Raw genomic sequence first — 14,375 nt, forward strand, 5'->3', positions numbered from 1 at the left:
CTTGAAACGAAACGGCAGGTGAGGATCAGGTCAGGATCCAGCGGTTGAAACGTTCGAGCGCTACGCTCTGGTTCTGCTGCCAGAACTTGGCATTGATCTGCACGCCGCTCTTCATGTTCTCAGGGAACGTCGGGCAGTTCTTGGCCACTTCGGGCTTCACATAGTTGAACGCCTCCGGTTGCGTCATGCCGGCCGGGAAGTACTTCGTCAGTTCGGCCTGACGCTTCGGATCGCTGGCGAACTTGATGAACTCGCGGCACGCGCCCGCGTTCGGCGTGCCCTTGAGGATCGACCAGTTGTCGCAGCCCCAGATGTTCTGGTTCCACACGATCTGCACAGGCACGCCGTTGGCTTGTGCCGACTGCGCGCGCGAGGCCCACGTGGCGACCATGTCGACTTCGCCCGAACCGAGCATCTGTTCGACTTGCGCGCCCGTGGTCCACCATACGTCCACATGCTTGGCGATCTTGTCCAGGCTCTTGAACGCACGATCGAAGTCGCACGGATACACCGAACCCGCCGCCACGCCATCCGCCAGCAACGCCTCTTCGATAGTGTCGAACGGGTACTTGCGGATCGAACGGCGGCCCGGGAAATCCTTCACGTTCCACAGATCGGCCCACGATGTCGGTGCCTTGCGGCCCTTGAACGCGTCGGTTCGATAGGCGAGTACCGTCGAGTAGATGTTGGTACCGACACCGAACGGCGACATGTACTGCTGAGGAATTTTCGCGATGACCGGGTCCGACTCGAGGCCATGACGCTCCAGATACTCTTTGCCGCCCGAGGTCAGCAGCAGAATCGCGGGCTGGCTGATCTTGGCCATGTCCCACGTATAGCTGCCGGCCTCCACCATGCTCTTGATCTGCGCGGTCGGCTCCGCGTTCGCCTGCACGCCGACGACCTCGATACCGGTCGCCTTGGCGAACGGCTTGTAGAACACCGCGTCGTAAGCTTTGGTATAGATGCCGCCGTCGTCGCGCACGACGATGCGTTTGGTCGCGGCGCGCGAGGGCGTCCACACGAACGGGAACGCTACGGCGGCCGCGCCGGCGAGCGCCGTCTTCATGGCCGTGCGACGGCCCGGTTGCGCGAGCGGCGCTGCGTTGTTGTCGATGATGTCGAGCGGGCTTGCGGAGGTCTTGCGTTTCATCATGGTCTCCGGTCTTGACTGGGAGGGGTGGGCGCGGCGACGGACGGCAGCTTCGGCACAGCCGCCGCGCGCGCAGTTATGGCAAAACAAACAGCAACACTGAAAATGACTCAGGGAACGAGGCGTCCCGGATTGAACAATTGGTTCGGATCGAGCGCCGCCTTCACGGTGCGCATGAGTGCAAGCTCGGCCGGCGCCTTGTAGCGCTGCATAAGCGGCAACCCCGTCTGTCCCACGCCATGCTCGGCGCTGAACGTGCCGGACAGCCGCGCGGCAACGTCGTTCACGCATGCACGCATCGTGTCGCCCATCGATGCACTGTCGGGCAACGACGACCACGCGGCAAAAGAGAACATCGGGATGAAGTGCACGTTGCCATCACCCATATGACCGACGATGGCGATGTCGAGGCCCGGCACCACGGCGTGCACAGCACGCGTGGCGGCGTCGATGAATTCGGGCACGCTCGAGACCGGCACGGCGCAATCCGTCGTGAGTCCGACAGCCGCCTTCTTGTTCGCTTCGCTCACGCTGTGGCGCACTTCCCAGAGATCGGCACGCTGGGTTTCGTTCGCCGCGATCACGGCATCCTCGACCAGTCCTTGCTCGATGGCCTCGCCCAGCGTTTCCGTGAGTACGGCCTCGAGCCCTTCTGCATCGCGCGTGTCGCCGAGTTCGACGAGCACATGCCAGTCGTGCGCGCCCGCGAGCGGATTGCGGCGATTCGGCACGTTCGCGAGCACCATGTCGAGTTGGTAACGGTTCATGATTTCGAACGCCGACAGACGCGAGCCGCACGCGTTCTGGAACATGCCGAGCACCTGCCGGGCGGCCGCCGGATCGCGCGGTGCGAACCAGGCCAGCGAATGACAGGTGGGCAGCGGATGCAGCTTGATGGCCGCCGCAGTGATGATGCCGAGCGTGCCTTCCGCACCGACGAACAGATGCTTGAGATCGATCCCGGTATTGTCCTTGCGCAGCGCGCGCAGCCCCTCCCAGACCGTGCCGTCGGCCAGCACGACTTCGAGACCCAGCACGTTTTCACGCGTGTTGCCGTAGCGCAGCACGCCGGTGCCGCCGGCATTGGTCGAAAGCGTGCCGCCAATCTGGCACGACCCCTCCGCGCCGAGACTGATCGGATACAAGCGGCCAACGTCGGCCGCCGCATCTTGCACGGTTTTCAGGATGCACCCGGCTTCGACGATCATCGAGCCGTTCGCGGCATCGATCTGACGAATGTGACGCATGCGCGCCAGATTCAGAATGACGGGCGACGGGCCCTGGGCCGGCGGCACCGCGCCGCCGCACAGGCTCGTGTTACCGCCCTGCGGGAGGATCGGCACACCGGCCGCGGCACACAGCTTGACCACTTCGCTTACCTGCGCGGTCGACGACGGCAGCACCACACACAGTGCCTCGCCCCGGTAGCGCCCGCGCCAGTCTTCCGTATAGCCGGCGGTATCGGGCTCGTCACTGAGCACGGCATCCGCGCCAAGCGCATCTTGCAACCGGTGGATCAGCGTCTCGCGCGTCACTGCATCGTTCATTTCCTGCCGACTCCTGAATGCTTCGGTTCGACCACCTCGCTGCGATGTCTGCGACAGCGCACAGCGAGCGGTAGTGTCACACCAGACGCACGTCTGGCGATTCATTTCGATCAAGGATAGGCGATAAAAAATTGCAATAAAATATCTTTAATTGCAATGCAATCATTTTAGGTGTTTATGCGGATACGCCCGATACGATAGTCAACGCGCTCGTGAGTTAAGTGATAATGACTCCCACTCCCTCACGAGGTGAAGTCGACATGCCCGACGCTACACACTTCATCGGCAATCAATGGGTCGCTTGCGCGAAGCGCCCCGGCATTTCCGCTACGCCCGCCGCCCTCGTCATTCCCGTTATCGACCCGTCCGACGGACAACCCTTTGCCGAAATCGCCCGAGGCGATGCCGAGGACATCGACCACGCCGTGCAGGCCGCACGCGCCGCCTTCGATGGCGACTGGGGCCGCACCGCCGCCGCCGAGCGCGGCCGCTTGTTGTACGCGCTGGCCAGTACCCTCGCCCGTCATCACGAAGAACTGGCGCAACTCGAAGCGCGCGACACCGGCAAGCCGCTCAAGCAAGCGCGCGCCGACGCTGCGGCGATCGTGCGCTACTTCGAGTTCTATGCGGGCGCGGCCGACAAGTTGCATGGCGAGACCATCCCCTATCAGCAGGGCTTCACCGTGTTCACCGTGCGCGAACCGCACGGCGTGACCGGTCACATCATTCCGTGGAACTACCCGCTGCAAATCTTCGGACGCAGCGTGGCCGCCGCGCTGGCGACGGGCAACGCCTGCGTTGTCAAACCGGCCGAAGACGCCTGCCTGTCGCTGCTGCGCGTTGCCGAGTTGTCGCTGGAAGCGGGGCTGCCTCCCGGGGCGCTCAATATCGTCACGGGGTACGGCGCGGAAGCCGGTGCGGCGCTGGCTCGGCATCCGGGCATCGACCACATCTCGTTTACCGGCTCGCCCGCGACAGGCACCCTGATTTCGCAGATGGCCGCCGAAAACCACACACCGGTCACGCTGGAGCTCGGCGGCAAGTCGCCGCAGATCGTCTTTGCCGATGCGGACATGGAAACCGTGCTGCCGGTCGTCGTCAATGCGATCGTGCAAAACGCCGGACAGACGTGTTCGGCCGGTAGCCGTGTGCTGATCGAGCGCGACGCCTACGAGACCGTGCTCGCGCATCTGGCCGAGGCGTTCGCGCGCCTGCGCGTGGGACCGTCGCACGACGATCTCGATCTTGGCCCGCTGATTAACGCCCGTCAGCAGCAGCGCGTGTGGGACTTCCTGTCCGAAGCGCAGCACGACGGCATTGCCGTGATGTCGCAGGGCGAAGTCGTCGGCAGCGCACCGCAGGCCGGGTTCTATCAGGCGCCCACGCTCCTGCGCGACGTGCCCGCCACGCATCGTCTCGCCCGTGAGGAAGTGTTCGGTCCGGTGCTCGCGGCCATGCCTTTCACCGACGAGACCGACGCCGTGCGCCTGGCCAACGGCACGCTCTACGGTCTTGCGGCCGGGGTGTGGACGCGCGACGGCGGACGTCAGATGCGCATGGCGCGCGCCATCCGCGCGGGGCAGGTCTTCATCAACAACTACGGTGCCGGCGGTGGCGTAGAGCTGCCCTTCGGTGGCATGCGTCACTCCGGTCACGGGCGCGAAAAAGGCTTCGAAGCGCTTTATGGGTTCACCACGCTCAAGACTGTCGCGATCAGGCACGGTTGAACAACGATGGCTTCGCAGCACCCGCAGCACCCAAGCTGACTGGGATCGCAGCGAAGCGCGGCCGCGTCATCGGTTCAGCGCTTCGCCACAACACGGCAACTCAGGAGACAAGGCATGCGTTTGCAAGAGAAAGTGGCCATCGTGACGGGCGCCGGCTCCGGCTTCGGCGAAGGCATCGCCAAGACGTTTGCGCGCGAAGGCGCAGCGGTCATCGTGGGCGATCTGAATCGTGAAGCCGGCGAGCGTGTGGCCGGTGAAATCACCGAAGCGGGCGGGCGCGCCGCGTTCGTGTACGGCGACGTGTCGCTTGAAGACGATCACGTCACCCTGCTCGACGAGGCCGTCACGCGCTTCGGTCATCTCGACATCGTGGTCAACAACGCGGGCACCACGCATCGGAACAAGCCGCTGCTCGAAGTCACGGAGGCCGAGTTCGACCGCGTCTATGCCGTGAACGTCAAAGGTATCTTCTGGAGCGCGCGCGCTGTCATCCCGTACTTTTTGCAACGCGGCGGCGGCGTGATGATCAACATCGCGTCGACGGCGGGCGTGCGACCGCGCCCCGGACTCGTCTGGTACAACGGCAGCAAAGGCGCTGTCATCACGGCGAGCAAGGCCATGGCCGCCGAGTTCGGCCCGCACAGCATTCGCGTGAACTGCGTCAATCCGGTGATCGGCGACACAGGGCTGACCGCCGAATTCATGGGCGTGCCCAATACCCCCGAGAACCGCGCCAAATTCCTCGCCGGGATTCCGCTCGGCCGTTTCTCAACACCGCAGGACGTTGCCAACGCCTGCCTCTATCTCGCCAGCGACGACGCCGCCTTCATCACCGGCGTCTGCCTGGAAGTCGACGGCGGACGTTGCATCTGAGCGACCCACTGTTTTTGCACTCGGCAGTCCCCGTAGTTGTCGCATTCACACCATAACGACAGACAACACAACGTCAAACCGGAGGAGATTCCGTATGAACAGCGTTCCGACGCCCCCGACATCCACGGCCAACACCCCGTTGGCAGACTTTGAAGCAGCCACCTATCGCAAGGTCGGCTGGCGGCTGATTCCGTTTTTGCTGCTGTGCTATGTGGTCGCGTACCTCGACCGCGTGAACGTAGGCTTTGCCAAGTTGCAGATGGTCGGCGACCTGCATTTCTCCGAAACGGTGTTCGGTCTCGGCGCGGGCATCTTCTTCATCGGCTATTTCATTTTCGAAGTGCCAAGCAACGTCATCCTGCACCGCGTGGGCGCGCGCGTGTGGATCGCGCGGATCATGATTTCGTGGGGCATCATCTCGGGGGCGACCATGTTCGTCACGACACCCGCGATGTTCTACGTCATGCGATTCCTGCTCGGGGTGGCCGAGGCGGGCTTCTTCCCCGGCATCATCCTGTACATCACGTATTGGTACCCGGCCTCGCGACGCGGCCGCATGACCGCGTTGTTCATGACGGCCGTGGCACTCTCCGGGCTGATTGGCGGCCCGCTCTCGGGCTGGATTCTCAAGGACATGAGCGGCGTCTCCGGCCTTGCCGGCTGGCAATGGATGTTCCTGATCGAAGCGGTTCCCTCCGTCGTGATCGGCATTGCCGTGCTGTTCGTGCTCGACGACCGCATCCGCGATGCCAAATGGCTCGACGAGGACGAGAAGTCGATGCTCGAGCGCAACATCGCCAGCGACGTGCAGACCAAGGAGGATTTGCCGCTGCGTCAGGTGTTCTCCAGCCCGCGGGTGTGGATGATGAGCCTCATCTACTTCTCGTTCGTGATCGGCCTGTACGGCGTGGGCTTCTGGCTGCCCACGATCGTCAAGAGTACCGGCGTGACCGATCCGTTGCAGATCGGCCTGCTCACGGCGATTCCGTACTTCTTCGCGGTGATCGCGATGGTCATGGTCGGGCGCCGCTCCGATCTGCGAGGCGAGCGTCGCTGGCACATCGCGATCCCGGCATTCCTCGGCGCGATCGGTCTCTTCCTGTCGACGGTCTGGAGCCACAACACCCAGCTCGCCATGTTCGCGCTGACGCTGGCCACGATGGGCATCATGATCGTGCTGCCGCTGTTCTGGAGTCTGCCCACCGCGTTTCTCGGCGGCACCGCCGCCGCCGCAGGCATCGCGATGATCAACTCGCTGGGCAATCTGGCCGGCTTCGTGGGCCCGTACCTGATCGGGTTTCTCAAAGACGCCACCCAGAGCACCAACAGCGGCATGTTCCTGCTCACGGTCTTCATGATTCTGGGCGGACTGCTCACGCTATGCGTGCCCGCGCGGCTCGTGAGCAAGTGACGGCCACGCAGATCGACTGACGAAACGTCGTCTTGGCGCGCAAGACCAAGACGCCACGGGACGGCTGGCCCGGCTCCCCCCTTGGGAGTAACATGCGTGAGGCCGTCCCCGCCGGGACGGCCTGATTTTTTGCCCCCCGAAAATCCGCATGCCCGCCAACGACTCTCAGACGACGCCGGCCGGCGTCTCGCTCACGCCATCAGAGATCAAGTCGATCCTCTCCGGCCTGCTGCTCACCATGTTTCTCGGCTCGCTCGACCAGACCATTGTCGCGCCGGCCCTGCCGACCATCGCCCGCGACCTCGGCAGCTTCGACGCCGTTTCCTGGGTCGTCACCGCGTATCTGCTCTCGTCCACGGCCATTACGCCTATCGTCGGCAAACTCTCCGACCTGCTCGGACGGCGCGTCGTCATTGCCGCGAGCGTGGCGGTCTTCCTCGTGGGATCGGTGTTGTGCGCACTCGCACCGAGCATGCTCGTGCTGATACTCGCGCGCGGTGTGCAGGGCTTGGGCGGCGGCGGCCTCATTGCGCTGTCCAATACCGTGATCGCGGATATCGTCTCGCCGCGTGAGCGCGGTCGGTATCAGGGGTATATCTCTGGCATGTTCGCTGTCTCCGGTGTGGCCGGCCCCGTGACCGGCGGCGTGTTCGCTCAGTACCTGAACTGGACGCTCATCTTCTGGATCAACCTCCCGCTCGGCGTGCTCGCCATCTACCTGAGCGACCGCGCCCTGCGCCATCTGCCGCGTCGCGAAGGCAAGCCGAGCATCGATTATCTCGGGTCGCTGCTGCTCATTGCCGCCACCGTTTGTCTGCTGCTCGCGCTCACGTGGGGCGGCCACCGCTATGCCTGGCTCTCGAAGGAAATCGGCGGTCTGTTCGCTGCGGCCGTGCTCGTCGGTGCGGTCTTCCTGCATCATCAACGCGCCGTGCGCGAGCCGTTGCTGCCGCTCGCGTTGCTCGCCAACCCGGTGTTCCGGATGACGTCGACGATGGCGGTGCTGGTGATGATGGTCAACATCAGCATCGGGATCTACGTGCCGCTCTATCTCCAGTTGCAGCGTGGCGAATCGGCCAGTAGCTCCGGCCTGATGCTGATCCTGCCGCTGCTGGGTATCGTGGTCGGCGCGCTTGGCTCGGGGCATTACATGCGCACGACGGGGCATTACAAACGTCCGCCGCAGATCGGTCTGCCAGTGGCATTTCTCGGGCTCGCCACGATGGCGATGGGTGTGCAGTCGCTGCCGCTCGTGGCGATCGGGCTGTGCCTCGGACTCGTCGGGATTGGCTTCGGCTCGGCCATGCCCGTCATGACCGTGGCCACGCAAAATGCCGTCGCACCGCGCGACATCGGCATCGCAACCGCCGCGCATGCGTTCTTCCGGGCGCTGGGCGGCATGATCGGTGTGGCAATGTTCGGCGCACTCATCGTGGGCCTGCTAGTCTCAGGCGACCACGGCAGCGCACCGCACGAGCTTACCGATTTCCTGCGCTCCGGCGGCGCACCCGCCGGGATGGAGGATCACCTGCAGCTCGCCTTCGGGGCGTTCTTTGCCGGTAGCGCGCTGATCGCGGCGCTCGCCATCGTCGCACTCGGCCGGCTGCCGGAATTGCCGTTGCGTCAAAGTTCGGGGAACGAGGCGACGGCCATCGAGTAACAAGGCAACGATTACCGCGCGCTCCCTGCACGGTTCTGCAAAGCCCGTGCACGCGCCACAAAGTGCTGCGCCCGGCACTACGGCACAGTGCGGACTCCCATCATCACATCAGGAGTCCGTATTGTTCCCGTCTCTCCCGCCCAATACGACCGCGCCGCTTAGCGCGACAACGGACACAACCACTGCCACGACGACCGCCGCGACGACCAACGTGCCGGGAACCGCCGCCGCAGGGTCGTCACGCGCCGCCCTTCTCGCCGACTTCTGGCACGCCACCCAATTCGCCTTCAGTCCGCCGAGCTACGCATCGACAACGCATGACGGCGCCGACACGGCAACCGCGACCGGCTTGCCATGGTCTGCAATGCGTGACGAGTTTTCCGGTCTCATCCAAGATCCCGGCGCGACCTTCCTCACTTTCGAGAACCTCGCGGGATCAGATCCGACAACGCGGTCGTATGCCTTGCTGCCGCTCACGGCCAAGCGACCTTTCGGCGCAGCCTTCAGTGACGAGAGCCTTGCCGCCATGGCGCTGAACCGCATACGACACATGGCTTTGCCGGAGATCCCTGCGTTGGAGCCGTCGCCATCCACCTCGGGGATCGGGCGCAGATCCGGCGTCTCGATCTCGAATACCGTGTTGCGGAAGACGTTGCTTGCCCTGTCCGACACGAACACGCTCGCCGCCGACTGGTTTGCCACGCTGGAGTCGCTCGCGGTCGACACGGCATTGGAGATGGGGCCGTACTTGGATGCCCGTTATCTGCTCGAGGGGCTTGTCAGGCGGCTGGAGGCCGAACAGGCCATCGATCCCTGGCCGGTGGCGTTCGAGCGCGTGGTATCGCTCATCATGCGCTTCGAATCCCGCACGGCAGACGCCGCAAAAGCGCTGCTGCTCACCCACGACAGCGGGTCGCGCGACGAAGCGCTGCTCCTCGCCGGTGCATCGACGCACACGAGCATCGACCGCCTGATCGCCCATCGGCTTCACGCGATTGCGGATATGCCCGCAGAGAACCGCTCAAGCGCATGGAACGACATGCTCACCAGCCTCTTGCGCTCGATGGCAGGGGTCAACGCTGAACGACTCGGGACACTGGCGACATTCATCAGCCTGTTGCCTGTCCCCGAGCAGCGAACGGCTGCCGACGCGATCGTCGCCGCGACCAACAAGCTGAGTACCCGCGACGGGTGGAGTGAACTTACGAAATCGCTCCTCAACGCCGTTGCGCCAGCCGACAAACCGGCGATAGCCCGAGCGATGGTGCATCCCGATCGGGGGGTGTACGGCGTTCCCATGATTGCGACCGTAGCGGTCATCGCCGACGAAACCGAGAAAATCCCATCACAAGATGCTCGCGCCTTGCTCGCGCACCTCATCGAAATCGCTGCGACGGAAGGCGAGTACGATCACCTGGTGTTCTCGTGCGGCGAGTGCGTCGAGATGCTCCACGACCTACATTCGACCTGCCTGGGCGCACACTTCAACGATCTCGCCGCCCAAGCCCATGCCAAGCTCGTGGAAGCGTTCGATAACTACAGAGCCGCCGTGCTGGACTGACTCACAGGGCAAACACGGGGCAAAAACGGGAAGGGCGGGAATCGGAGCGCGTTCGGGCACTCCTGTGACCGACACCGATGGCCGACACCGCGTTGCGCGGATGCCATCGGTGTCTCGCGGGGCTTACGCGGTCGCGCAGGCCCGATAGTGGCGGTTGGCCTGATCCATCTGGCCAAGACCTTCAAAGAGTTGAGCGAGCGCCAAATGCACGCGCTGCTGCAAATAGCGCTCGTCGGTGTGACGCAGCGCCCCTTCAAGGAACGTCTGCGCCTTGCCCCACAGACGCTGATGCTGACACAGCTTGCCCAGCGCGAAGAGCAGATCGGGATCGTTCGGATGGCGCTGCTGCCATGCCTCGGCCTTCTGGATGAGCGGCAGCGCATCGCCGCCGGCACATTCCGCATACCGGCGCAGCAAACGTGAGTCCCAGTGCTCGGCCAGTGCCGCTTCCACGATATCGCGCGCCTCGCGTGGACGGTCGAGTGAAATCAGCAATTCGGCAGCCACGTCGGCAATTCGCGCCGACGTGCGGGTATCGGCCGGCAGTTCATGCCAGCACTTGAGCAGCGCGTCGGCGTCGTGCCGATGATCGCGCAGAATGCCTTCGCTGGCCGTCTGTTTGAGCTTGGCCGCCAGCGCCGGATGCAACGCCTCGCGCTTCTCCAGCACCTTGAGCAAGTTCAGCACTTCGGGCCAGTGCTTCAAATGCTGATGCGCCCGTAACGCAACAAGCTGTGCCTGCATGCGACGTGCGCCCTGCGCCCGCATCTCCGTGAGCGCTTCGAGCGCGCCTTCCGCGTCGCGGGTATCGACGCGCAACTCTGCGGTTTGCAACAGTCGCGCCTCTTCGAGATTCGCCCCTTGCGCCTCGGCCAGCCATGCGTCGCGACGCGCAAATTCACGCATTCGATGCGCGGCTCGCGCCCCGATGATTGCCGCCACACCTCGATTGTCGTCCTGCTCCGCAGCCTCTCGCGCCGCCTTCTCGGCGCGTGTATAGCGGCCTGCAAAGAGGTTCGCCACCGCATCGCGCAACGCGATGTTCGCGCGGCGGCTGCGTTGGCGATTGCGATAAGCGGCCACACGCTCCGGCATCTTGTAGATGTTGCGCAAGATACGAATGATGATGTACAGCGCAATGAACAAAGCCAGCAGCGCCAGCACGAAAAGGTTCAGCGACACGTCCACACGGTATGGCGGCACCAGCATCACCACCTGCCCGTGATTGAACGTGGCCAGCACGGCAAAGCCGGCCGCCACCGCGAACAGGAGCGTCAACCAGATCAATCCTCGCATGCCCGGCTCCTTACGGCTTGTCCTTGACGTCCTTGACCTGACCGATGGCGGTCAGGCTGGCGTCAAGGGTCGGCAGTTCGATCGTGCGCGAGCCCGAGTCGACCTGATCGAGCAACGTTTTCACGGCAGCAATGCGGCGTGACTTCGCATCGAAGTACTTGTCGAGCGCGGCTTGCGCGACCTGCACGTCGCTATGCACGGCCGACGCGTTGCGCGCCAGCAGCGCCAGACGCGCATTGAGCAATCGCAACTTGAGATTGGCGCGCAGGAAAGCGCCCTGCTCCGGCGCGACCAGCATCACGTCCGGATCGTCCAGGCGACGCACCTGCACCAGTTGCTTCACGCTGCCCAGCATCTCGGCAGACAGGCGGTGCCACGTTGCCGTCCAGCCCGTCTCGCCAGTGCTGCTCGGGCTGCTCCCATCCTTCCTGGGTTCGACGCGTTGCTCTTCGGCCTGCAATGGCAGCGTGTCGATCATGGCGATGGCCTGGTCGAGCTTGCCCGTCAATTGCGGAAGATCGGCGGCTGGCACGGCCTTCAGGTGGTCGATGTCCTTCTTCAACGCATCACGCACCCCGGCGAGTTGCGGCGCGCCCGTGCGTGCCAGCCGGGCGTCTGCGCCTTCCAGCGCAATCAGCGCGCCACGCACGTTACCGGTGAGCTGCAACTGTTGATTGGCACTCGTGACGATCTGCTCGGTTTCCGCCAGCACCCATTCGTCGCGGTTGTGTGCAAGGTCCTGATAGAGCTGTTCGAGCGCGGCCTGCTGGCTGCGCGAATCGGCGACGCGGCTCTCAAGCGACGTGAGCCGGTTTTGCAGATCGCGTTGATTGTCGAGTGCCTGTGCTGTGCGTACCTGCGCCTGCATGAGTTGCGTGTCGCCCGTCTGCTGGCGGCGCGCCATTTCTTGCTGCACGCGGTCGAGCTTCTGGTTGAGCGACCAGCCACCGATGCCGGCCCCCGCCGACACGAGCACGAAGAGCAGCCACGGCAACGCGGCACCCGAGCCACGGCGCTTTTGCGGCGGCTCCGGCGGTTGCCACGCAGGCGGGACGCCAGCCGTGCCGTAAGGGGCGCTGCCGGTCGCAGTGGAATTCGATGCCGCCGGGCCGGTCGACGCCGGCGGGTTCTGGGAAGACTCTGGAACGCGATTATCTGTCGTCATGCTTGACTTGAATGGGATCCGCCCATGTTTTGAGTGCCGCCAGCAGGTTCTCGTCGCCGGGCGCGCATTGCGTAATCCTATCAAACCCCGCAGCACGCGCGGCATCTGCGATGCGTGCATGCGACGTAAAGCACGCCGCGGCGAGGATTTGCGCCAGCACTTGTGGGGTGCCAGGTGTATGAAGACCGTCGCGCGTGCCGTAGCGCGCAGCGAGCAAAGTGGCCAGATGCCGCACGGCCTCGGAGCTGGTCAGCACCCAGGCGCAACGCGCGGGCAAGGCCAGCCGGGCTTCGAGTGCAGCCCAGGCGGTGGTGTCCGGCACGGGCGCGCGACGCGTGTAGGCGCTCACGATGTCGACCTGCGCACCGTTCGCGCGCAACGTGTCAGCCAGCAATTCGCGGCCACCATCGCCCCGCACGAGCAGCACCCGGCGTCCGGCAAGCGCCGTCAGATCGAGTTGCTCGAGCAAGGTTTCCGAGTCGAATCTCGCCGACGGTCCCCCCGGCGGAACAATCACCTTGTGCCGCGGCGGGGCGATGCCCGCGTCGGCCAACGCCTGCGCGCTGCCCGGCCCTACCACCGCGACCGGCAACGCCACCGGCCAGCGTTCGCCAGCGTCGATACCGGCATCGGTTGCAATGGCGGCATTACCGCCGTCGCGAGACTGAATATCCACCAGCCGCGCCAGCGCATGCGCGACGGCATTGGGCGAGACAAATACCACCAGCGCGTAGGATGGTAGCGCGCCCAACGCGCTATCGAGCGCCGCCAATGCGCTGGGGTCGACTTGCTCGGCAATGTCCAACAATGGGAACGCAAGCGTGTCGATGCCTTCGGCGCGCAGCGCTTGGGCGAGCGAATCCGCCTGCCCGTCGGGGCGCGTCAGGATGGCGCATGGCGCAGCCGGCGTCGCCGAACCGGCGGCAGCGCGGCCAGCGGCACTCGCCGGCGAGATACCGGCGGAGAGCGGCAGCATCGGCGCGCGCGGGCTCAAACGGGGGGGGCCTTCGGCTCGGACGGCGGCACCAATGCCCGCGCGCCCGCGTCGATCAACGCCTGCGCCACACGTTGTCCCAGTGCTTCGGCCCCAGCCACATCCCCCTGGGCGACCCTGGCGGCCCCCTGCGAGCGAAGCATCGTGGCGCCATCCGTCGACGCAATGAAAGCGCGCAACGTCAATTCGCCTTGCGGGGTGAATTCGGCAAAAGCACCCAACGGAACCTGACACGAGCCACCCAGTGCGCGCGAAACCGCGCGCTCTGCGCTGACCGCCAGCGTGGTGCGAGCATCATGCAACGGTGCGAGCCATTGCAGGATTTCGGGACGTCCGGCACGCACTTCGATCCCCAACGCGCCCTGCCCGGCCGCCGGCAAGCTGGCCTCTGTCGGAATCGTGGCGCGAATGCGCGCGCCAAGCCCTAGTCGTTTGAGGCCGGCCGCTGCGAGAATGATCGCCGCGAAATCGCCCCGGTCGAGTTTGCCCAGACGCGTATCCAGATTGCCGCGCAATGGCGCGACCTTCAGATGCGGATACCGGGTGCGCAGGCTCACTTCACGGCGCAGGCTCGATGTACCGACCACCGCCCCGGCAGGCAGCGCATCGAGGCTGTCGTAGTCGTTGCTCACGAAGGCGTCGCACGGATCTTCGCGCTCTAGCACCGCCGCCAGCGCGAAGCCATCGGGCAGTTGCATCGGCACGTCCTTGAGCGAATGGACGGCGAGATCGGCACGTCCGTCGGCCAGTGCAAGTTCGAGTTCCTTGACGAACAGCCCCTTGCCGCCGACCTTCGCGAGCGATCGGTCGAGAATCTGGTCACCCCGAGTGGTCATTCCGAGAATACTCACGTGACACTGCGGATATAATTTGTGCAGCGCGTCACGCACGTGTTCGGCCTGCCACATGGCAAGCCGACTCTCGCGCGAAGCGATCACCAGGGTTTCAGGAGTAGCGAAGTTCATTCAGCAACCGCGTGAAGACCAAA

At 64.7% G+C, this 14,375-nt stretch carries 11 protein-coding genes; 5 read left to right on the forward strand and 6 right to left on the reverse strand.

Going from position 1 to position 14,375, the window contains the following annotated elements:
* Positions 1–25 precede the first annotated feature (25 nt).
* Together PHO31112_RS13985 and PHO31112_RS13990 are read right to left on the reverse strand one after the other, a co-directional pair.
* Entirely contained in the window at positions 26–1,153 is a 1,128-nt protein-coding gene (locus PHO31112_RS13985; protein WP_217427032.1) for an ABC transporter substrate-binding protein, read from the reverse strand.
* A 110-nt stretch (positions 1,154–1,263) separates the two neighbouring features.
* Positions 1,264–2,700 carry an FAD-binding oxidoreductase gene (locus PHO31112_RS13990; RefSeq protein ID WP_150621051.1) on the reverse strand — a complete coding sequence of 479 codons (1,437 nt, stop codon included), beginning with the start codon at positions 2,698–2,700 and terminating at the stop codon, positions 1,264–1,266.
* A 260-nt stretch (positions 2,701–2,960) separates the two neighbouring features.
* On the opposite strand from PHO31112_RS13990, the gene PHO31112_RS13995 reads away from it, so the two are divergent.
* The 5 genes from PHO31112_RS13995 to PHO31112_RS14015 all read left to right on the forward strand — a co-directional run bounded on the left by PHO31112_RS13995 (position 2,961) and on the right by PHO31112_RS14015 (position 9,932).
* Positions 2,961–4,427 carry an aldehyde dehydrogenase family protein gene (locus PHO31112_RS13995; RefSeq protein ID WP_150621052.1) on the forward strand — a complete coding sequence of 489 codons (1,467 nt, stop codon included), beginning with the start codon at positions 2,961–2,963 and terminating at the stop codon, positions 4,425–4,427.
* A 114-nt stretch (positions 4,428–4,541) separates the two neighbouring features.
* Positions 4,542–5,300, forward strand: a complete 759-nt coding sequence (locus PHO31112_RS14000; RefSeq protein ID WP_150621053.1) for an SDR family oxidoreductase — start codon at positions 4,542–4,544, stop codon at positions 5,298–5,300.
* Between the two features lie 94 nt (positions 5,301–5,394).
* The gene (locus PHO31112_RS14005; RefSeq protein WP_150621054.1) at positions 5,395–6,711 is read left to right on the forward strand and encodes an MFS transporter; all 1,317 of its coding nucleotides are present in this window, start codon (positions 5,395–5,397) and stop codon (positions 6,709–6,711) included.
* A 148-nt stretch (positions 6,712–6,859) separates the two neighbouring features.
* On the forward strand, positions 6,860–8,371 hold the full coding sequence (locus PHO31112_RS14010) for an MDR family MFS transporter (protein ID WP_150621055.1): 1,512 nt from the start codon (positions 6,860–6,862) through the stop codon (positions 8,369–8,371).
* 121 nt (positions 8,372–8,492) lie between these two features.
* On the forward strand, positions 8,493–9,932 hold the full coding sequence (locus PHO31112_RS14015; protein WP_150621056.1) for a hypothetical protein: 1,440 nt from the start codon (positions 8,493–8,495) through the stop codon (positions 9,930–9,932).
* 123 nt (positions 9,933–10,055) lie between these two features.
* Here PHO31112_RS14015 and PHO31112_RS14020 read toward each other — a convergent pair whose 3' ends face one another.
* The 4 genes from PHO31112_RS14020 to hemC are packed head-to-tail and all read right to left on the reverse strand — an operon-like array spanning position 10,056 to position 14,352.
* Positions 10,056–11,228 carry a heme biosynthesis HemY N-terminal domain-containing protein gene (locus PHO31112_RS14020; RefSeq protein ID WP_150621057.1) on the reverse strand — a complete coding sequence of 391 codons (1,173 nt, stop codon included), beginning with the start codon at positions 11,226–11,228 and terminating at the stop codon, positions 10,056–10,058.
* Positions 11,229–11,238: 10 nt separating this feature from the next.
* Complete coding sequence (locus PHO31112_RS14025) at positions 11,239–12,393, reverse strand: uroporphyrinogen-III C-methyltransferase (protein WP_174995713.1); 1,155 nt, start codon at positions 12,391–12,393, stop codon at positions 11,239–11,241.
* Positions 12,380–13,369, reverse strand: a complete 990-nt coding sequence (locus PHO31112_RS14030; protein WP_150621059.1) for a uroporphyrinogen-III synthase — start codon at positions 13,367–13,369, stop codon at positions 12,380–12,382. Before PHO31112_RS14030 ends, PHO31112_RS14025 begins: the two co-directional genes overlap by 14 nt.
* 14 nt (positions 13,370–13,383) lie before the next feature.
* Positions 13,384–14,352 carry a hydroxymethylbilane synthase gene (gene hemC / locus PHO31112_RS14035; protein WP_150621060.1) on the reverse strand — a complete coding sequence of 323 codons (969 nt, stop codon included), beginning with the start codon at positions 14,350–14,352 and terminating at the stop codon, positions 13,384–13,386.
* Positions 14,353–14,375: the final 23 nt, after the last annotated feature.

Origin of the sequence: Pandoraea horticolens, assembly GCF_902459555.1 — a bacterium.
GTDB classification, from domain to species: domain Bacteria; phylum Pseudomonadota; class Gammaproteobacteria; order Burkholderiales; family Burkholderiaceae; genus Pandoraea; species Pandoraea horticolens.

Coding starts and splice junctions, on each gene's coding strand:
- PHO31112_RS13995 (WP_150621052.1), top strand. CDS start 2,961: ATGCCCGACGCTACACACTTCATCGGCAATCAATGGGTCGCTTGCGCG.
- PHO31112_RS14020 (WP_150621057.1), bottom strand. CDS start 11,228: ATGCGAGGATTGATCTGGTTGACGCTCCTGTTCGCGGTGGCGGCCGGC.
- PHO31112_RS13985 (WP_217427032.1), bottom strand. CDS start 1,153: ATGAAACGCAAGACCTCCGCAAGCCCGCTCGACATCATCGACAACAAC.
- hemC (WP_150621060.1), bottom strand. CDS start 14,352: ATGAACTTCGCTACTCCTGAAACCCTGGTGATCGCTTCGCGCGAGAGT.
- PHO31112_RS14025 (WP_174995713.1), bottom strand. CDS start 12,393: ATGACGACAGATAATCGCGTTCCAGAGTCTTCCCAGAACCCGCCGGCG.
- PHO31112_RS13990 (WP_150621051.1), bottom strand. CDS start 2,700: ATGAACGATGCAGTGACGCGCGAGACGCTGATCCACCGGTTGCAAGAT.
- PHO31112_RS14030 (WP_150621059.1), bottom strand. CDS start 13,369: ATGCTGCCGCTCTCCGCCGGTATCTCGCCGGCGAGTGCCGCTGGCCGC.
- PHO31112_RS14000 (WP_150621053.1), top strand. CDS start 4,542: ATGCGTTTGCAAGAGAAAGTGGCCATCGTGACGGGCGCCGGCTCCGGC.
- PHO31112_RS14010 (WP_150621055.1), top strand. CDS start 6,860: ATGCCCGCCAACGACTCTCAGACGACGCCGGCCGGCGTCTCGCTCACG.
- PHO31112_RS14005 (WP_150621054.1), top strand. CDS start 5,395: ATGAACAGCGTTCCGACGCCCCCGACATCCACGGCCAACACCCCGTTG.